This window comes from Mesorhizobium sp. 8 (assembly GCF_006351905.1).
Classification (GTDB): domain Bacteria; phylum Pseudomonadota; class Alphaproteobacteria; order Rhizobiales; family Rhizobiaceae; genus Mesorhizobium; species Mesorhizobium composti.
Genome location: NZ_CP040914.1, coordinates 2,914,609 through 2,931,847, shown reverse-complemented (window position 1 = coordinate 2,931,847; position 17,239 = coordinate 2,914,609). Strand labels below are relative to the sequence as shown.

Annotated in this window: 16 protein-coding genes; 9 read left to right on the top strand and 7 right to left on the bottom strand. The window is 66.8% G+C overall.

The window, feature by feature from the left end; genetic code table 11:
• Nucleotides 1-53: 53 nt before the first annotated feature.
• From FGU64_RS14335 to FGU64_RS14320, 4 genes are all read left to right on the top strand, one after another.
• A complete protein-coding gene (locus FGU64_RS14335) occupies nucleotides 54-551 on the top strand; it encodes a prolyl-tRNA synthetase associated domain-containing protein (RefSeq protein WP_139953823.1) in 498 nt (165 codons plus the stop codon).
• Nucleotides 552-663: 112 nt separating this feature from the next.
• Nucleotides 664-1,587 carry a thioredoxin gene (gene trxA, locus FGU64_RS14330; protein WP_246671350.1) on the top strand — a complete coding sequence of 308 codons (924 nt, stop codon included), beginning with the start codon at nucleotides 664-666 and terminating at the stop codon, nucleotides 1,585-1,587.
• 95 nt (nucleotides 1,588-1,682) lie between these two features.
• Nucleotides 1,683-2,351 (top strand): LON peptidase substrate-binding domain-containing protein, encoded by a 669-nt coding sequence (locus FGU64_RS14325; RefSeq protein ID WP_139953821.1) that lies wholly within the window; start codon nucleotides 1,683-1,685, stop codon nucleotides 2,349-2,351.
• A gap of 88 nt (nucleotides 2,352-2,439) precedes the next feature.
• Nucleotides 2,440-2,646, top strand: coding sequence for a Trm112 family protein (locus tag FGU64_RS14320; protein WP_139953820.1), 207 nt, complete (start codon nucleotides 2,440-2,442; stop codon nucleotides 2,644-2,646).
• 73 nt (nucleotides 2,647-2,719) lie between these two features.
• Here FGU64_RS14320 and FGU64_RS14315 read toward each other — a convergent pair whose 3' ends face one another.
• Genes FGU64_RS14315 through FGU64_RS23555 form a run of 3 tightly spaced genes read right to left on the bottom strand, consistent with a single transcriptional unit; the run spans nucleotide 2,720 to nucleotide 8,593 of the window.
• Nucleotides 2,720-6,154 (bottom strand): error-prone DNA polymerase, encoded by a 3,435-nt coding sequence (locus FGU64_RS14315; protein WP_139953819.1) that lies wholly within the window; start codon nucleotides 6,152-6,154, stop codon nucleotides 2,720-2,722.
• A complete protein-coding gene (locus FGU64_RS14310; protein ID WP_246671349.1) occupies nucleotides 6,151-7,629 on the bottom strand; it encodes a DNA polymerase Y family protein in 1,479 nt (492 codons plus the stop codon). The genes FGU64_RS14315 and FGU64_RS14310 overlap by 4 nt, the downstream gene beginning before the upstream one ends.
• A 19-nt stretch (nucleotides 7,630-7,648) precedes the next feature.
• On the bottom strand, nucleotides 7,649-8,593 hold the full coding sequence (locus tag FGU64_RS23555; protein ID WP_139953817.1) for a hypothetical protein: 945 nt from the start codon (nucleotides 8,591-8,593) through the stop codon (nucleotides 7,649-7,651).
• A 185-nt stretch (nucleotides 8,594-8,778) separates the two neighbouring features.
• Between FGU64_RS23555 and FGU64_RS14300 the strand changes: the two genes are divergently transcribed.
• Complete coding sequence (locus FGU64_RS14300; protein WP_139953816.1) at nucleotides 8,779-9,201, top strand: metallopeptidase family protein; 423 nt, start codon at nucleotides 8,779-8,781, stop codon at nucleotides 9,199-9,201.
• Nucleotides 9,202-9,432: 231 nt separating this feature from the next.
• Nucleotides 9,433-9,966, top strand: coding sequence for a dihydrofolate reductase family protein (locus FGU64_RS14295; protein WP_139953815.1), 534 nt, complete (start codon nucleotides 9,433-9,435; stop codon nucleotides 9,964-9,966).
• Between the two features lie 150 nt (nucleotides 9,967-10,116).
• Here the strand turns inward: FGU64_RS14295 and FGU64_RS14290 are convergent, their stop codons facing one another.
• Nucleotides 10,117-10,326, bottom strand: coding sequence for a DUF1737 domain-containing protein (locus tag FGU64_RS14290; RefSeq protein ID WP_139953814.1), 210 nt, complete (start codon nucleotides 10,324-10,326; stop codon nucleotides 10,117-10,119).
• Between the two features lie 43 nt (nucleotides 10,327-10,369).
• Nucleotides 10,370-11,242 carry a CoA ester lyase gene (locus tag FGU64_RS14285; protein ID WP_139953813.1) on the bottom strand — a complete coding sequence of 291 codons (873 nt, stop codon included), beginning with the start codon at nucleotides 11,240-11,242 and terminating at the stop codon, nucleotides 10,370-10,372.
• 90 nt (nucleotides 11,243-11,332) lie between these two features.
• On the opposite strand from FGU64_RS14285, the gene FGU64_RS14280 reads away from it, so the two are divergent.
• Complete coding sequence (locus FGU64_RS14280; RefSeq protein ID WP_139953812.1) at nucleotides 11,333-12,502, top strand: FAD-binding oxidoreductase; 1,170 nt, start codon at nucleotides 11,333-11,335, stop codon at nucleotides 12,500-12,502.
• Nucleotides 12,503-12,645: 143 nt separating this feature from the next.
• On the opposite strand, the gene FGU64_RS14275 is transcribed toward FGU64_RS14280, so the two are convergent.
• Entirely contained in the window at nucleotides 12,646-13,026 is a 381-nt protein-coding gene (locus FGU64_RS14275; protein WP_136357581.1) for a fimbrial protein, read from the bottom strand.
• A 24-nt stretch (nucleotides 13,027-13,050) separates the two neighbouring features.
• Here FGU64_RS14275 and FGU64_RS14270 point away from each other — a divergent pair, with 24 nt between their 5' ends.
• Both FGU64_RS14270 and rpoH read left to right on the top strand, forming a co-directional pair.
• Nucleotides 13,051-14,088, top strand: a complete 1,038-nt coding sequence (locus FGU64_RS14270) for an RluA family pseudouridine synthase (RefSeq protein WP_139953811.1) — start codon at nucleotides 13,051-13,053, stop codon at nucleotides 14,086-14,088.
• Nucleotides 14,089-14,276: 188 nt separating this feature from the next.
• Nucleotides 14,277-15,188, top strand: coding sequence for an RNA polymerase sigma factor RpoH (gene rpoH, locus FGU64_RS14265; protein WP_136357585.1), 912 nt, complete (start codon nucleotides 14,277-14,279; stop codon nucleotides 15,186-15,188).
• Nucleotides 15,189-16,131: 943 nt separating this feature from the next.
• Here the strand turns inward: rpoH and FGU64_RS14260 are convergent.
• Nucleotides 16,132-17,142: an NAD(P)H-quinone oxidoreductase gene (locus FGU64_RS14260; RefSeq protein WP_139953810.1), complete on the bottom strand. Its 1,011-nt coding sequence runs from the start codon at nucleotides 17,140-17,142 to the stop codon at nucleotides 16,132-16,134.
• Nucleotides 17,143-17,239 lie beyond the last annotated feature (97 nt).

The window sequence follows — 17,239 nt, the reverse complement described above, 5'->3', positions numbered from 1 at the left end:
TTGGCGCCGGCTTGCCGCAAAAGCTGCGGCAAGCCGAACGCCGGAGCGCCGCGATGCCCAAAACCGAAGCCGAATTGTCCGCATTCCTGTCGGGACTCGGCATCGAAACGTCCACCCGGCGGCATCCGCCGCTGTTCACGGTCGCCGATTCGCAGGCGCTGCGCGGCGAGATCGCCGGCGGCCACACCAAAAACCTGTTCCTCAAGGACAAGAAGGACAACGTCTTTCTGGTCACGGTGGAGGAGAACGCGACGGTCGACCTGAAGCAGATCCATACGCTGATCGGCGCTTCCGGGCGCGTGTCGTTCGGCAAGCCGGAGCTTTTGATGGAACTGCTCGGCGTCGTTCCCGGCGCGGTGACGGTTTTCGGGCTGGTCAACGATACCGAGGGCCGTGTCCGCGTCGTGCTCGACGAGGCGCTAATGGAAAACGACACGATCAATGCCCATCCCCTCACCAACGAGGCGACCACGTCGATCGCCAAAACCGATCTGCTGCGCTTCGTCGAAGCGACCGGACATCGGCCTCTCATCTTGAAAGTCTCGGCATGATCGCCACATTGGATGCGCGGCAAAAGGACAGGACAGGCGCTGCCGGCAAGGCGGCGCGGAAGGGCGGCAGATGACAGAAAACAATCCGTTCGCGACAGGCAACCAGTATTCCATGGGGTCGCCGCAGGTCACCGTCGGCAACGGCGGGGCCGCGCCTGCGGCCGGCGATCTCGTCAAGGATACCTCGACGGCCGGCTTCGCCGCCGACGTCATCCAGGAATCGCGGCGCCAGCCGGTGCTGGTCGACTTCTGGGCGCCCTGGTGCGGGCCTTGCAAGCAACTGACGCCGGTGCTCGAAAAGGCGGTGAAGGCCGCGGGCGGCGCGGTCAAGCTGGTCAAGATGAACATCGACGAGCATCCGTCGATCGCCGGCCAGCTCGGCATCCAGTCGATCCCGGCGGTCATCGCCTTCCGCGACGGCCAGCCGGTCGACGGCTTCATGGGCGCCGTGCCGGAAAGCCAGGTGCAGGAGTTCATCCGCAAGCTCGGCGGTGCCGACAACGGCGCCGCGCAGATCGCCGAAGCGCTGGCTGCCGCCACCGAAGCGCGCGACGCTGGTGACGCGCAGACGGCCGCCGCCATCTACGAGGCCGTGCTGGAACAAGCGCCGGAGACCGTCGAAGCCATCGCCGGCCTGGCGGAGCTGTTACTGGAGGCCGGCGACATGGACGGCGCCAAGGCAGCCCTTGCCACCGTACCGGAAGCCAAGAAGGATGCGCCGGCGCTGGCCACCGTGCGGGCGCGGATGGCGCTGGCCGAACAGGCTGCCTCGCTGGGTAATCCCGCCGAACTCGAGGAGAGGTTGGCGAAGGACCCGAAGGACCATCAGGCCCGTTTCGACCTGGCCATGATCCAGAATACGCTTGGCGAACGCGACAAGGCGGCGGACAGCCTGCTGGCCATCGTCAAGGCGGACCGCGGCTGGAAGGACGATGGCGCGCGGAACCAGCTTCTGCAGTTCTTCGAGGCGTGGGGCATGACCGACGAGGCGACGCTGGCCGCGCGGCGCAAGCTGTCGTCGCTGCTGTTTTCCTGAGGCCGGCCCTGCCGCCGGCTTCGGGCAATCGTTGAGGATCGACCGCAGGCGAACGACCGGCCGCGCGGTTCGTCCCGACAAGGATTGGGAGCGCAATGCAGGCCGGAAACGCGCATTACCGGACCAAAGCGGATGTGCCGACGCAGGTGGCGGTGTTTCCGCTCGCCGGCGCGCTGCTTTTGCCGGGCGCCCGGCTGCCGCTCAACATCTTCGAGCCGCGCTACCTGCAGATGGTCGACGAGACCGTCGCCGGCACGCGGCTGATCGGCATCATCCAGCCGGCGCTGGACGGTTCGGCGCGCGCGGACGGCGAGCCGGAGCTGTGCGCGGTCGGCTGCCTCGGCCGCATCGCCTCCTTCACCGAAACCGGCGATGGCCGCTATCTGATTGCCCTGCAAGGGGTCTGCCGTTTTCGCGTGCTCGACGAGATCGCCGTCCGGACGGCGTTCCGGCAATGCCGCATCGCGCCCTTTCTTGCCGACCTGCCGGAACAGGCCGATGCCGGGATCGACCGCCCGGCCCTGCTCAAGGCGTTCCGGGCCTATCTGAGGGCCAACGAGCTGGATGCCGACTGGGAAAGCGTCAGCCGCGCCGACGACGCCATGCTGGTCAATGCGCTGTCGATGATGGCGCCTTACGGGCCGGCCGAAAAGCAGGCGCTGCTGGAGGCGCCCGATCTCAAGGCGCGCGCCGAAACGCTGATCGCCATAACGGAGATGACGCTGGCGCGCGAGGCCGACGATTTCGGCTCCAGCCTGCAATGATGCAGCTGGGGACAGACATGACCGTTTTCCGTAGTTCGGGGCCGGTTCCCGCTTTCGGGAGACATGCGTCAAGGATAGGAACGGGCGGATGACGGCGGGACGCGACAGCGGCAGGGACGTCGACATGCGGTTGCTGGAACTGCTGGCCTGCCCGCTGACCAAGGGGCCGCTGGTCTGGAACGCCGACCGCGGCGAACTGGTTTCGAAGGCGGCACGGCTCGCCTATCCGGTCCGCGACGGGATTCCGATCATGCTGTCCTCGGAAGCGCGTGCGCTTTCCGACGACGAGAGCTGAAGACCTCGGAGACGCTGCAAATGCCGCCGCTCTGCCCGGCGCGGCCTTTCGGTTTCGATCTCGCACCTGCCCTTCACTGGAAATTGCGGCCTTTCGGCATCACCTCGCGGGCGCGCCGAGCCAGTCCGTCGCTGTCGTTTCGCCACGCGCCGGGCTCGTTTGTGGAATCTTCTTGGTTCATGTCGGGGCCGGTTCTCGGGCGCGCATCCGGTCGGGGTGCTGCTTCTTCCAGAAGCACCGTCAGCCAGGGCGTCAGGTCGTCGATGCGGTCGGCGACGATGTGGATGACGCCTTGCTCCGATTGCAGCTTTCCGCTGACGCGGATGAAGCGCGCGCCCATGACGACGGCCCTGTAGCGGTCGAATATGCGCGGCCAGATAATGACGTTGGCGATCGCCTTTTCGTCCTCCAGCGTGAGAAAGATGGCGTTGCCCTTGCCCGGTCGCTGCCGCACCAGGACAAGGCCGGCGACCGAAACGCGCCTGCCGTCCGGCACCGTGGACAGGCGCTCGCTGGGGGTGACGCCCAAGCGGTCGAGCCGGGTGCGCAGGAAGCCGACGGGATGCGCCTTCAGCGACAGGCCGAGCGAACGGTAGTCGTGGATGACATGCTCTCCCGCCGGCATGGCGGGCAGCGTCGTCGCCGGCTCCCTGTCGGCGAGGCGGATCTCGCTGCGGTCGAACAGCGGCAGCTTGCCGGCGCCCTTCGCCAGCGCCCGCACCGCCCACACAGCGCCGCGGCGATCGAGGCCAAGAGAGCGGAAGGCGTCGGCCTCCGCCAGCCTTTCGATCTCGTCGGCATCGAGGCCGGAGCGCAGCCAGACGTCGCGGATCGACCTGTAGCCGGTGCCGCGCCGTTCGACGAAGGTTTTTGCCCTGGCCTCGGCAAGGCCCTTGATCTGCCGCAGGCCGAGCCGCACGGCATGGCGTGTGCGGATGACGGTTCGCATTTCGCCATGACGCGGCACGATGCGGCCGGGATCGAAGGCGGCCGGCTCCAGCGTGCAGTCCCAGTCCGAATGGTTGATGTCGACCGGCCGGATCTCGACGCCATGGTCGCGGGCGTCGCGGATCAGCTGCGCCGGCTGGTAGAAACCCATCGGCTGCGAATTGAGGATCGCCGCGCAGAAGACGTCGGGATAGAAGGCCTTGAACCAGCAGGAGGCGTAGACGAGGATGGCGAAGGAGGCGGCGTGGCTTTCGGGGAAACCGTATTCGCCGAAACCTTCTATTTGACGAAAACACCGTTTGGCGAATTCCTCCGGATAGCCGTTTTTTTTCATTCCTGTAATTAGCCGGTCGCGATATTTCCCAACCTCGCCTGTACGCCGGAATGTCGCCATCGCACGGCGCAGTTTATCTGCTTCCCACGCTTCAAAGCCACCTGCCACCATAGCGATTTTCATTGCCTGTTCTTGAAACAGAGGCACGCCGTAGGTTTTACTAAGAATCTGCTTAAGTTCCGGTTTGTAATATTCGACGTCTTCTTTCTCTGTACGTCTACGCAGGTAGGGGTGCACCATGTCACCCTGTATGGGGCCGGGCCGCACGATCGCCACCTCGATGACGAGGTCATAGAACTCCTTCGGTTTCAGGCGCGGCAGCATCGACATCTGCGCCCGCGACTCGATCTGGAAGACGCCAAGCGTGTCGGCGCGGCAGATCATGTCATAGACGCGGCCGTCCTCCTTGGGCATCGTGGCGATATCGACGATGGGACGGCCGTCGTCTTCGCGGACGGGTCGGTAATGGCTGGTGAGAAGATCGAAGGCGCGGCGGATGCACGACAGCATGCCGAGCGCCAGAACGTCGACCTTGAGCAGGCCGACCGCGTCGAGGTCGTCCTTGTCCCATTCGACCATCTTGCGCTCGTCCATCGCCGTCTTGACGATGGGCACGATCTCGTCGAGCCGGTCCTTGGTGATGACGAAGCCGCCGACGTGCTGGGTGAGATGACGGGGAAAACCCATGATCTCGTTGGCGCGGTCGATGACGTGCCGTGAAAGGTCGTCTTTCGGGTCGAACCCGCCGGCTTTCGCCTCCCGCGCCCCCAGCGTCGAAGAATGCCAGCCCCAGATGGAGCCCGACAGGGCGCCGCGCACATCGTCGGACAGGCCCATCGCCTTGGCGACTTCGCGCAGGGCGGAACGGCCGCGATAGCTGGTCACGGCGGCGGTCAGCGCGGTGTGCTTCTCCTGATACTTTTCGTAGACATAGGCCATGACCTCGTCGCGGCGCTCATGCTCGAAATCGACGTCGATGTCGGGGGGCTCGTTGCGCTCCTCGGAGATGAAGCGCTCGAACAGAGTGTCGATCTGGTCCGGGCCGACCGGCGTGATGCCGATGCAGTAGCAGACGACCGAGTTGGCTGCCGAGCCGCGGCCCTGGCACAATATACCCTTGCTGCGGGCGAAGCGGACGATGTCGTGGACGGTGAGGAAGTAGCGCGCGTAGCCCATCTTCTCGATCAGCGCCAGCTCCTCCTCGATGCGCCGCGAAACCTTTTGCGGGACCCCGGGGGGATAGCGCTCCGCCGCGCCTTCGCGAGCGAGCCGCGCCAGTTCCTGCTGGGGGGTTGCGCCGTCGCGGGTCGGTTCGTCGGGATAGTTGTGCTTGAGTTCGCCAAGCGAAAAGCCGAGTTCCGCCGCGAAGCGCTCAGTCTCGGCAATCGCCTCGGGGAATTTATGGAAAAGGCGCGCCATCTCGGCGCCGGACTTCAGGTGGCGCTCGGCGTTGGCGGCAAGCTCCAGTCCGACCTCGGCGACGGGAACGTTGAGGCGGATCGCCGTCAGCACGTCCTGCAAGGGACGACGCTCGCGCGCGTGACAGAGCACGTCGTTGACCGCCATCAGCGGCATCCCCGCCGCCGCCATTGCCGCCGCCCGCTCCAGCCGGAACCGGTCGCCGCCGCCATAGGCGGGAGCAACGGCCAGCCGCAGCGCCGCACCGAAGCGATGGCGAAGGCCGCGCAGCAAGGCCAGCGTCTCCTCTTCTTTGCCGGCAAGATCGGGCAGGACGGCGAGGGAGAGGCGATCCCCCCATTCCAGCAGGTCGGCGCGCCTGAGAAGCGTGGCGCCTTTTTCGGTCTCGTCGCGAAGGTTGGCCTGGGTCAGCATGCGGCACAGGTGTCCCCAGCCGGCGCGGTCACGCGGATAGGCGAGGATGTCGGGCGTGCCGTCGCAAAAGACGAGACGGCAGCCGGGATGATAGGGCAGATGAAACGGTCCGAAGGGTTTCTTCGGTTCGGCCTCGTTCTTGTCCGCATCTCCTTCCCCGGCCTCGATGCGGATGTGTTTCGACGCGCTCCAGGCGCGCACCACGCCGGCCACCGTGTTGCGGTCGGCCAGCCCCATGCCGGCATGGCCGAGCCGGCAGGCGGCCACCACCAGTTCCTCCGGCCGCGAGGCGCCGCGCAGGAAGGAGAAGTTCGACTGCACGCCGAACTCGATGTAGCGCGGCTCGGCTGGTATGTTGCGGGGCGGCGTGTCGGAGGACGGTTCCGTCTTCATGCGAACAGCCCATGCAGGAACCAGCGCGGCACTTGTCCGGACAGGCCGTAGAGGCCCTGGCGGTAGAGCCAGTAACGCCGCCCCTCGGCATCCTCGACGGTAAAATAATCCCGGCTGCGCTGCGTTAGTTTTTCTGCGGCGGCGGCCTTGCGGCGGCCTTCGTAAGTCCGTTCCTCTTCGTTTTCCTGTCTTGCGACGACGGGCAGGCTCTCCCGCCACCATTCGGGTTCGATCCGCTCCGGCCCTTCGGCGTTGACGATGCGGTAGCGGGCGCGGCGCCAGCGGAAATTCAGCGGCGGGCCGTCCGGTACCTCGGCCATGACATCGACGGGCTCGGGTTGCCTGAGCAGGCGTAGCGGCCGCTCCGGCGCCGGAGTGGCCTCGGCCGGGCCGGCCGGCATGTCCGGCGCGAAGGGCAGGAAAGCGACGGCGCGCTCCGGCACATGGCTGGCCACGGCGACCGACCGGCGCATAACGGCGCGGCCGAGGCGCGCACCGACGCGGTCGACGAATTCGGACAGGGTCTCGCCGGTGTCGGCGGCCTGCTCGCCGAGGTCGGCCTGTCCCGGCGGCAGGGTACCGGCGGTCAGGACCGAAAGCCTGACGAGATCGAATCCGAAGCCGGCATCGAGACCTTGGCCGAGCGCGTCGAGCCGCTCGTGGAAAAGCCTGGCGATCCGCTCCGGCGCGCGTGTCGGGGAGGACAGGCCGAGCGGCAGGCGGGCGACCGCGCCGTCGACCCTAAACAGCAGGAGTTGCAGGGCGAGTGCGCCGGCGTCGCGCCGCTCCAGGCTTGTCCGCAAGGATTGCGCCAGGACAAGGACGATGCGTTCGACATCCTCGATCGCCATGATCGGCTCCGCCAGCCGGCGCTCGGCTGAAAGCTCCGGCACCGCCAGGCGCGGCGACAGCGCTTCCTCGATATGGCCGAGGGCCTGGTCGAGCCGCAGGATGAGCGCCTTGCCGAAGCGCCGCGCCAGCGGCGCGCGGGGCGCGGCCTTGACGGCGCCCACCGTGCGCAGACCGACACCGGCGAGCGCGGCGCAGGTGTCCGGTTCCAGCCTGAGCGCCGCCGGCGGCAGCGGAGCCAGCCATTCGGCCTCCATGCCGCCGGGCACCGTGGCGCTGCCGTGGAAGCGGGCGACCGCCCATGCCGCTCCCGCGGTGGCGGCGATCGCGGCGTGGGCGTCAAAACCCTGCTCGCGGAAGCGCCGCAGCATGTCCTCAAGCAGCGCCTGTTCGCCACCGAACAGGTGACAACAGCCGGAAATATCGAGGAACAGGCCGTCGGCGCCGTCGAGCGCCACCAGCGGCGTGTAACGGTCGCACCAGTCGGCCAACGCCTCCAGCAGGCGGTGGTCGGCTTCCGGGTCGGCCTCGACGACGTCGATGCCGGGGTGCATGGCGCGCGCGTCGGCCAGGCCCATGCCGCGCCTGAGGTTGAGCCCCTCGGCGCGGCGGTCGAGCGCGGCCAGGCGCTGCGCGTTCCTGTCGTTATGGCTGACGACCAGCGGCGGGAAAGCGGAGCATGCCGTACGCCATGCGTGGCCGAGCCGCTGCCGCCATATCCGCTCCGTGGCGAGATAGGGAAACCAGAGCGACAGGATCCTGCATTCCGTCTTCGAAGAGGGCCGGGCGGTGTTCGAAACTGAGGGCATCGGGGTTCCATTCCAGGACGAGGCGCGTCGGCGGCGCCAGCCGGTTCTTGGCGAGCGTGACAGTGAAGCCCGGCGGCCCGATCGAGCCGGCAAGGGGCCGGCCGAGAATGTGGCGGGGCGCTGCCGGCGCGGGTGCTACGACGAACCGCAGCGGCGCCGCCGTCGGTCCGGCTTGTGCCGAATGCCGCAGCAGGAAGAACGGCCGGCCGGCGAGGGCGGCGCGGCGGTGAAGGCGGCGCGTCGCATCGAGGTCGAGCCGCTGCGGGTTGCCGGGCAGCTCGAGGACGACCGCCGCCAGCGATTTCAGCGCGGCCGCCTCTTCGGCGATCCACAGCGCGTCCACCGGCTTTGGCGCCTCGGCGAAGAGCAGCGAACCCGCCGCGATGCCGAAAAGCCGGGCAATCCCGTGCAGATGCGGAAGGCCCGCTTCGGCGAACATGCCGCCGGTGCCGATCCACAGAAGCGGGCGGTTCGCGCCGGCCTGCTTCATGAGCAGGGCGGCCAGCGCCAGTACGAAGCCGGCGCCGGCGCCGGCATCGCGCATCTGCCGGCCGTGCACCTCGGTCAGCGCCGCCCTGGGCAGGCCGCCGCCGAGCGCTGCGTCCAGCGTCGGCACGCCGGTGGCCAGCCTGTCGGCCGCGCCGAGCACCCGGCCGCTGCCGCGCACCACCACCGCATCGTCGCCGGGAGGGGCGAGCCGTTCCGCCAGCCTCCCTTCGATCCTCGCGATTTCCCGGCGCAGGGCAAAAACAGTGTCCCGCGCCACGGCAGGCGTTGCCATGGCGGTCAGTTCCGTCCGATATGTTCCTGTTATGTTCTTATGGATTCCAGAGAGCGGAACGAGAGTCAAGCGGAGTCCGAAAAGAATTTATTCCTCGCCGAAGGGAAGCATCCGGCCCGTCCTGCCGCGCTCATTTGCCGAGCGCGGTGCAAAAGCCTATATGCCGCGGAGCGCAAGGATAAAGCATGGCCCGCATCTACAAGACCCGCACCTGGCATGGCGAACTGTCGCCGTCGCTGGAGGAAATGGAATTTTTGGCGCTGGAGGCCTATGCGCACCTGCCGGAGGAATTCCGCACGCTGACCGGCGAGATCGTCATCCAGGTGACGGAATTCCCGACCGACGAGATCATGGACGACCTGTCGCTGGAGACGCCGTTCGACCTGCTCGGCCTGTTCGAGGGGCGCGGCATCGCCGAGCGCTGGAACCCGGCCACCGGCGAAGGACCGAACCGCATCACGCTCTACCGCCGCGCCATCCTCGACTACTGGGCCGAGAACGAGGAGACGCTGGGCGAAATCGTCACCCATGTGCTGATCCACGAGATCGGCCACCATTTCGGCCTGTCGGACGACGACATGGAGCGGATCGAGGAAGCGGCGGAATAAGGTTCCGGCATTCTTCACCGCCGCCATCCTCGGGCAGGGTTCGACCGAGACGGAAGATTTGAGGACCCGCCGCTCGTCGAGCCTGAAATGCGTTGCGGGTTTCGGGAATTTTACGACGGGAACCGGGTAACGACCCCTGCCGGAGAAAATTTCCGGCCATATGTCGGGCCGCCTCGCTGTCCTTCGTCTTGTATGGGTCAGGCTATCCGACATGACGAGGGATCTTGCGACGTGGCGAAGATCGTATTCGGAATGAACCTCTCCCTCGACGGCTATGTCGATCATCAGCACTTGCCGCCGCCCGATGCCGCGCTCTTCCGTCACTGGACCGAGCACGTTCGCGATCTGACGGGCAGCATCTACGGCCGCCGTATGTACGAAGACATGCGCTATTGGGACGACGACCACCCTGACTGGACCCGGGAACAACGAGACTTCGCGGCAGCGTGGCGACGCCAGCCGAAATGGGTCGTATCGCGCTCGTTGAAGTCGGTCGGTCCCAATGCCACGCTTGTCGCGGATGACGTCGAGGTCGCGATACGCGGGCTGAAGGCCAGGCTGACGGGAGAGATTTCCGCTTCCGGACCCGAGTTGGCGCAAAGCCTGACCGACATGGGTCTGATCGACGAATACCGCCTCTACCTTCACCCCGTGGCGCTCGGTCGCGGCAAGCCCTTCTTTGCCGGTCCCCGGCCGCCGCTCCGCCTTGTGGCCAGTGAGCGAATCGGCGGGGAGGTCATCAGGTTGACCTACGTTCCCGCCTGATTACAGGCCGCGCCGGCCATGTCCTTTGAGGCGAAAGCTGCCGTTGCGGTGTCGCGCAATCGCCGCGACAGATCGATCGTCACGGTTGGTCCCAGGCTGTCCCGAGGACAAGGGCAAGGCTTCCATGCCCGGCAGGGGCCGGTCCGCAGCTTACCAGTCGCCCAGTTTTGTCTCGCCGGGCTTGTATTCCTGGCCGTCGATGTCCTTCACCACCGCCTGTCCGCAGCGCATGATTTTTTCCTTCTTGTCGTAGGCGTAGGTGGGCGAGCCGTAGAGGTGCCAGCCCTTGTTCAGGGCCACTGTTACCTTGTGGCAGAACTTGGCGTCGTCGACTTCGGTGAGGAAACGATAGAGGCGCATGGCTTGATCCTGTTCAGAGTCGGCTGGGTCGTATCGGGGGCGATCATGCGCCGATGGCGGCCGCCTTCGCCAGCAGTTTTTCGGCCTGTGTCAGATGCAGGCGCTCTACCATCTTTCCGTTCAATCCGATCACGCCCTTGTCGGCGTTTTCCGGCTTCGTGAAGGCATCGCGGATGGCGCGCGCCTCGGCCAAAGCCTGTTCCGACGGCGCGAAAGTGGCGTTGGCCGGGCCGATCTGCGAGGGATGGATGACGGTCTTGCCGTCGAAGCCCATGGCGGCGCCCTCGGCGCACTCGCGAACAAACCCGTCCGCGTCGCGAAAATCGTTGTAGACGCCGTCGAGCAGGTCGAGGCCGCCGGCCTTGGCGGCGAGCACGAGCTGCATCAGCCAGGGCGTCAGGTAGCGGCGGTCGAAAACGCCGGTTTCCTTGGCGAGATCGTTCGTTCCGGCAACGAAACAAGCAAGCCGGGAGGCAGGGTCGCGGCCGAGCTCCGCGATCGCGCCGATATTCAAAAGCGCCTTCGGCGTCTCGATCATCGCCCACAGTTTCACTTCGTCAGGGGCGGCAGCGTCGTCCAGCGCGTCGCCGGCTTCGAGAATGTCACGGGCGGTGTCGACCTTTGGCAGCAGGATGGCGTCGGGCTGGCAGGCAAGTGCGGCGGCAAGGTCATCGGCGCCCCATTCGCTCGCCAGCGCGTTGATGCGGATCACCCGCTCGGCGCGACCGGCAGGGGCCGCGAAGACGGCGGCGAGTTTGGCGCGCGCGGCCGGTTTGTCCGCGGGCGCCACCGCGTCCTCGAGGTCGAAGATGACAACGTCGGCGTCGAGGCCTGGGGCCTTGGCCAGCGCCTTGTCGTTGGAAACCGGGATATAGAGGGCCGAGCGGCGCGGCCGGTAGAGGGTCTGTTCGGTCATCTGGTCTTCTTGCCTTTGAAGCCTGGCTCTTGCAAGAGAGGGCCGCGCAGGCAGTGAAGCGGCGATCTTTTCGCAAACGGACAGGCGGCCATGGCCAATTACGACATAGTCATCATCGGCGGGGCGATCGTCGGCGCCTCGACGGCCTATTTCCTGCGCAAGGAGGGCTTTTCGGGCTCCATCGCGCTGGTCGAGCGCGACCCGCAGTTCACCCATTCGGCCACCACGCTGTCGGCCGCCTCGATCCGCCAGCAGTTCTCGATCCCCGAGAACATCCGCCTGTCGCAGTTCACGCTTGGCCTGTTTAGGCGGCTGAAGGAGGAATTCGGTGCCGATGCCGACATCGGTTTCCGCGAGGGCGGCTACCTGATCCTCGCCGGCGCGGAAGGCCTGCCGATCCTTGAGGCCAACCATCGCGCGCAGGTCGCCGAAGGCGCCGACATCGTGCTGGAGGATGCGGCGGCCCTCACGCGGCGCTTTTCCTGGCTGTCGGGCGAGGAAATCGCGGCCGGCGCCTATGGCTTGAGCGGCGAGGGCTGGTTCGACGCCCACGCCTACCTCACCCTGTTCCGCAAGGCGCTGAGGACGATGAACGTCGACCTGGTCACGGCCTCCGTCACCGCCATCACGCGGGACGGCAACCGCGTCACCGGCGTGACGCTGGACAACGGCGAGACGCTTGCAGCCGGCACCATCGTCAACGCCGCCGGGCCGAACGCCGGCAAGGTGGCGGCGCTGGCCGGCATCGCGCTGCCGGTGGAGCCGCGCAAGCGCACGGTCTTCGTCTTCGAATCGCGCGACCGCTTCGACGACATGCCGCTCACCGTCGATCCGTCGGGCGTGTGGTGGCGGCCGGAAGGCTCCGTCTACATTACCGGCGGCGCCGAGGTCGAGGATGGAGAGCAGGCCGCCGACCCGGCCGATTTCGAGCCGGAGTGGGGCCTGTTCGAGAACGAGATCTGGCCGGTGCTGGCCACCCGCGTGCCCGCCTTCGAGGCGATCAAGATGACGCGCGCCTGGGCCGGTCACTACGACTACAACACGCTCGACCAGAACGCGGTGATTGGCCCGCATCCGGAGGTGAAAAACTTCCTGTTCGCCAACGGCTTTTCCGGCCACGGCCTGCAGCAGGCGCCGGCGGTCGGCAAGGCGCTGGCCGAGCTCGTCCTGCACGGCGGCTATCGCAGCATCGACTGCTCCGCCTTCGGTTACGAGCGGGTGGCCGAGGGGCGGGCGTTCCGCGAGCTGAACGTCATCTGAAAAATCGTGAGGCCGGGCTGCAAACGGCGTTCGGCTGCACTCCGGTGCTCACGTACTTCATGTACGCTCCGCTCCGGTGCTCGCCGAGTCACCGCTTTCGCTCCGGCCTGACGATTTTTCTCGGTTTGTGCCTGGTCGTTGCCCTACTGCGTGCGCAGCGCGAACTGGCCGATCATGCGCTTCTCGCCGATGTCGTAGACGAAGATGGCGCGACTGCCGTCGGCCAGTTCGGCGTCGATGGCGATGCGGTCGCCGGAAATCGACTGCGACACGATTTTCGCGCCGACCGGCAAAACGATGTCGCCGCTGGCCGGCTGGCCGTCCGGCGTCGGGATATCGCTTGCCGGCGCTGACGCCGGCGGCGTCCTGTACGACTTGTAGACAAGGGCGCCCACCACCACCATAAGGGCGAGGAAGATCAGCCCGAGGTTGATGCCCATGAAGCGGATGAGCTTGCGGCGCAGCCTGTCGATGCTCGGATCGAGCGGCTTTTCGTCTTCATCGTCGGCGGCGGGCCGGGCCATGGCATATCCAGCGGTTCTTAAAAGATGAGCGCTCATAACGAACGACCGGACGAATTGATAGGGGTGCCGAGGACGCTGACGGCTGACGCCGGCGCGGCCGGCCAGCGGCTCGACCAGTGGCTGGCGGCACAGCTTGCCCCCGCCCTGTCACGCAGCCGCGTGCAGGCGCTTATCAAGCAGGGGGCCGTCTCCACCAACGGCAAGACCGTCTTCGAGCCGAAACACAAGCTCGCCGCCGGCGACGCCGTCACGGTCGAGGTGCCGGAACCGGAGCCGGCCGAGCCGCAGGGCGAGGCGATCCCTCTCGACATCCTCTATGAGGACGACGCGCTGATCGTGGTCAACAAGCCGGCCGGGCTGGTCGTGCATCCCGGCGCCGGCAACTGGACCGGAACGCTGGTCAACGCGTTGATCCACCATTGCGGCGACAGCCTGTCCGGCATCGGCGGGGTGAAGCGCCCCGGCATCGTGCATCGGCTGGACAAGGACACGTCCGGCGTCATGGTCGTGGCCAAGACCGACCATGCGCATCGCGCGCTGTCGGAAGCCTTCGCCGACCACGGCCGCACCGGCGACCTGCGCCGCGCCTATGTCGCGCTGGTGTGGGGCGTCCCGACCCCCGCCGTCGGCACGATCGACGCGCCGCTCGGCCGTGCCGCCGACCGCATCCGGCGCGCCGTGGTGCCCGAGGCGCGCGACGACGCCCGCCATGCCGTCACCCACTACGCGGTCGAGGAACGGTTCGGCGAAGGCCGCAAGGATTTCGCCCCGGCAAGCCTGGTCGAATGCCGGCTGGAGACCGGCCGTACCCACCAGATCCGCGTCCACATGGCCCATATCGGCCATCCGCTGGTCGGCGACCGCGACTATGGCCAGGCCTTCCGCACCAAGGCGAACCGCCTGCCCGAGCCGTTGCGCGCCACGGTGCAGGCGTTTCCCAGACAGGCATTGCATGCCCGCCTCCTTGAATTTTCGCATCCCGATACCCATCTGACGATGAGGTTCGAGGCGCCGCTGCCGGACGACATGGAGGAACTGGCCGGCGCCTTTCGCAATTCCTGAACCCGCCATCAATAAACTTGACTCGCTTTGTTCACTTTGGCGTGACAGATTGTTTCACGTTGAACAAAAGCTGTCTTTTCTGGTTTTGTTCCTGTATAGTCCGGTTCGTCGCGCGCACGCATTTCAGGGTGCCGCGTCATAAGCCCGCCGCGTTTTGGGGGCTATCTCACGAGAGGAGGGCGCTCATCATGGCCCAGACACTACCCAGTATCGTTTCCGGTGAAGGCGGCCTGTCCCGCTACCTGGAAGAAATCCGCCGCTTTCCCATGCTGCAGCCGCAGGAAGAGTACATGCTCGCCAAGCGGTACCAGGAGCATGACGACACCAGCGCCGCGCACAAGCTTGTCACCAGCCACCTTCGGCTCGTCGCCAAGATCGCCATGGGCTATCGCGGCTACGGCCTGCCGATCGGCGAGGTGATCTCGGAAGGCAATGTCGGCCTCATGCAGGCCGTCAAGAAGTTCGAGCCGGAGCGTGGCTTCCGGCTGGCCACCTATGCCATGTGGTGGATCAAGGCCTCGATCCAGGAATACATCCTGCGCTCGTGGAGCCTGGTCAAGATGGGCACGACCGCCAACCAGAAGCGCCTGTTCTTCAACCTCAGGAAGGTGAAGGGTAAGATCCAGGCGCTCGACGACGGCGACCTGAAGCCCGACCAGATCGCCGAGATCGCCACGCGCCTCAACGTCTCCGAGGAGGAGGTGGTGTCGATGAACCGCCGCCTGTCGGGCGACGCCTCGCTCAACGCGCCGATCCGCGCGACCGAGGGCGAGAGCGGCGAGTGGCAGGACTGGCTGGTCGACGACCATGACAGCCAGGAGACCATGCTGATCGAGCAGGACGAGCTGGAGAACCGGCGCGGCATGTTGTCGGGTGCCCTGTCGGTGCTGAACGATCGCGAACGCCGCATCTTCGAGGCGCGGCGCCTCGCCGAGGAGCCGCTGACGCTGGAGGAACTGTCGTCCGAGTTCGACATCTCCCGCGAGCGCGTGCGCCAGATCGAGGTGCGCGCCTTCGAAAAGGTGCAGGACGCCGTCAAGGCCGCCGCCAGGCGGCAGGCGCAGTCGCTGCGCACCATCGAGGCGCAGCCGGCGGCCTGATACGGCTTTACGGTGCAGACATTTGCGAGGCCCGCTTCCGGCAGGAGGCGGGCTTTACTGTATGCGGGTGTCTTGCATCATAGGTGACGGCTTGGCGTAAACGGCACGGCAATGGCGTCGTAGTACCCCTAACGCCTGGCTTCAAGTGGCGGAGCCTGCATCCTCTCCCCGTAAACGGCAGGGCAATCGCATATGGCGCAAATCACCCCCACTCCGTCGCGCTACGCGCGCCACCTCTCCCCCTCAAAAGGGGAGAGGAAGGGAACCAAGCCTGCAAACGGCGCTTCCTCTCCCCCGTCGAACGGGGGAGAGGTGGCTTGCGAAGCAAGACGGAGTGGGGGTCGAATTCCATATGTGATCGCCCCGCCGCAAGCGCGGTAGATACGGACAGCTTTGGCGTCGCACTCAAAAAAACTTCCCGAAATCTATCCACGTCTCCCGCGCTCACCTCATACTGCCCGTCATCTCCTGTGCGGGAACGCGGGTCGCGAACCGGGCGCTTGTGGCAGGAGACGGTGCCGGGCTGGCAGCGTTAACGGTACGCTGCTGGGCGATGAGCCCCCAAGTCCGGGCCTCGACCGAGCCAGCGGGCCGCCCGAAAGGCGGCAGCGACCCTCGGGGAGGCAAGACACCGGCGGGCGCGGGATGCCGCGCCATATACTTACTTAGCAGGCACGGCTCCCGCGCCCGCTTCCCGACCTCAAGCATAAGAGGTCAGCTCTTTGACAATGGCCAGACGGACGAAAATCCGGGCGTGGCGATGAGGAAGTGCGCCGACTTCCCCCTCCCCCTCGAGGGGAGGGTGCCGCCCGAAGGGCGGTGGGAGGGGTACCCTCAACCACTCCGACGTTATCGCTATAAAGCCCTCGCTCTACGGCCGACGACCCCTCCCGGCCGCTGCGCGGCCACCCTCCCCTCAAGGGGGAGGGGAGCGCTGACGCTCTCACCCGACATCCAGCACGATCTTCCCCACATGCTCACCTTCCTCGAGGCGCTCGTGCGCGCGCCAGGCTTCCTTGAGCGGGAAGATCATGTCCATGACGGGGGCGACGCGGCGGGTGGCGAGCAGCGGCCAGATCTGCGCTTCGAGGGCGGCGGCCACCGCGCCCTTGAACTCGACGGTGCGCGGCCTGAGCGTCGAGCCGGTGTGGACGAGCCGCTTGACCATCAGCTTTGAAATGTCGGCATTGGCCATGGCCCCGCCCATGGTGGCGATCTGGACGACGCGGCCCTCCATCGCGGCGGCGTCGTAGTTGCGGCTGACATAATCGCCGCCGACCATATCGAGGATGACGTTGGCGCCCCGGCCGTCGGTGGCGTCCTTGACGGCGCGGACGAAATCTTCCTCGCGGTAGTTGACGGCGCGGTCGGCGCCGAGCTTCACGCAGGCCTCGCATTTCTCCGCCGAACCGGCGGTGGCGACGACGCGGGCGCCGAAGGCCTTGGCAAGTTGGATCGCGGTGGTGCCGATGCCAGAGGAGCCGCCGTGGACGAGCAGTGTCTCGCCTTCCTTCAGGCCGCCGCGCTCGAAGACGTTGTGCCAGACGGTGAAGAAGGTTTCGGGCACGGCCGCGGCTTCGGTCAGGGTGAAGCCCGGCGGCAGCGGCAGCGCGTTGGAGCCGTGCACGGTGACGTATTCGGCATAGCCGCCGCCCGGCGTCAGCGCGCAGACCTGGTCGCCGACGCGCCAGCGCGCGGCGCCCTCGCCGAGCGCCGCCACCTCGCCGGCCACTTCGAGGCCCGGCAGGTCGGAGGCGCCGGGCGGTGGCGGATAGGCGCCCTTGCGCTGCAGGAGGTCGGGCCGGTTGACGCCGGCGGCATGGACGCGAATCAGGATCTCGCCCGGTCCCGGCTGCGGCACGTCGCGCTTTTCCGGTTTCAGCACCATCGGTCCACCGGGTTGGGAAATCGCCACCGCCGTCATCTTCGCCGGGATTGTCTGTGCGCCTGCCATGTTTTCCTCTGTCTCCTTCGCCGTCTTTCGCTTGGTCTTTTGCACCGGGCCCACGCCCTATGTATGCTGCCCGGCGCGTCAGGCAAACAGGCAATCG

Coding starts and splice junctions, on each gene's coding strand:
- rpoH (WP_136357585.1), top strand. CDS start 14,277: ATGGCCCAGACACTACCCAGTATCGTTTCCGGTGAAGGCGGCCTGTCC.
- FGU64_RS14325 (WP_139953821.1), top strand. CDS start 1,683: ATGCAGGCCGGAAACGCGCATTACCGGACCAAAGCGGATGTGCCGACG.
- FGU64_RS14320 (WP_139953820.1), top strand. CDS start 2,440: ATGACGGCGGGACGCGACAGCGGCAGGGACGTCGACATGCGGTTGCTG.
- FGU64_RS14300 (WP_139953816.1), top strand. CDS start 8,779: ATGGCCCGCATCTACAAGACCCGCACCTGGCATGGCGAACTGTCGCCG.
- FGU64_RS14285 (WP_139953813.1), bottom strand. CDS start 11,242: ATGACCGAACAGACCCTCTACCGGCCGCGCCGCTCGGCCCTCTATATC.
- FGU64_RS14280 (WP_139953812.1), top strand. CDS start 11,333: ATGGCCAATTACGACATAGTCATCATCGGCGGGGCGATCGTCGGCGCC.
- FGU64_RS14315 (WP_139953819.1), bottom strand. CDS start 6,154: ATGAAGACGGAACCGTCCTCCGACACGCCGCCCCGCAACATACCAGCC.
- FGU64_RS14335 (WP_139953823.1), top strand. CDS start 54: ATGCCCAAAACCGAAGCCGAATTGTCCGCATTCCTGTCGGGACTCGGC.
- FGU64_RS14260 (WP_139953810.1), bottom strand. CDS start 17,142: ATGGCAGGCGCACAGACAATCCCGGCGAAGATGACGGCGGTGGCGATT.
- FGU64_RS14290 (WP_139953814.1), bottom strand. CDS start 10,326: ATGCGCCTCTATCGTTTCCTCACCGAAGTCGACGACGCCAAGTTCTGC.
- FGU64_RS23555 (WP_139953817.1), bottom strand. CDS start 8,593: ATGGCAACGCCTGCCGTGGCGCGGGACACTGTTTTTGCCCTGCGCCGG.
- trxA (WP_246671350.1), top strand. CDS start 664: ATGGGGTCGCCGCAGGTCACCGTCGGCAACGGCGGGGCCGCGCCTGCG.
- FGU64_RS14275 (WP_136357581.1), bottom strand. CDS start 13,026: ATGGCCCGGCCCGCCGCCGACGATGAAGACGAAAAGCCGCTCGATCCG.
- FGU64_RS14270 (WP_139953811.1), top strand. CDS start 13,051: ATGAGCGCTCATAACGAACGACCGGACGAATTGATAGGGGTGCCGAGG.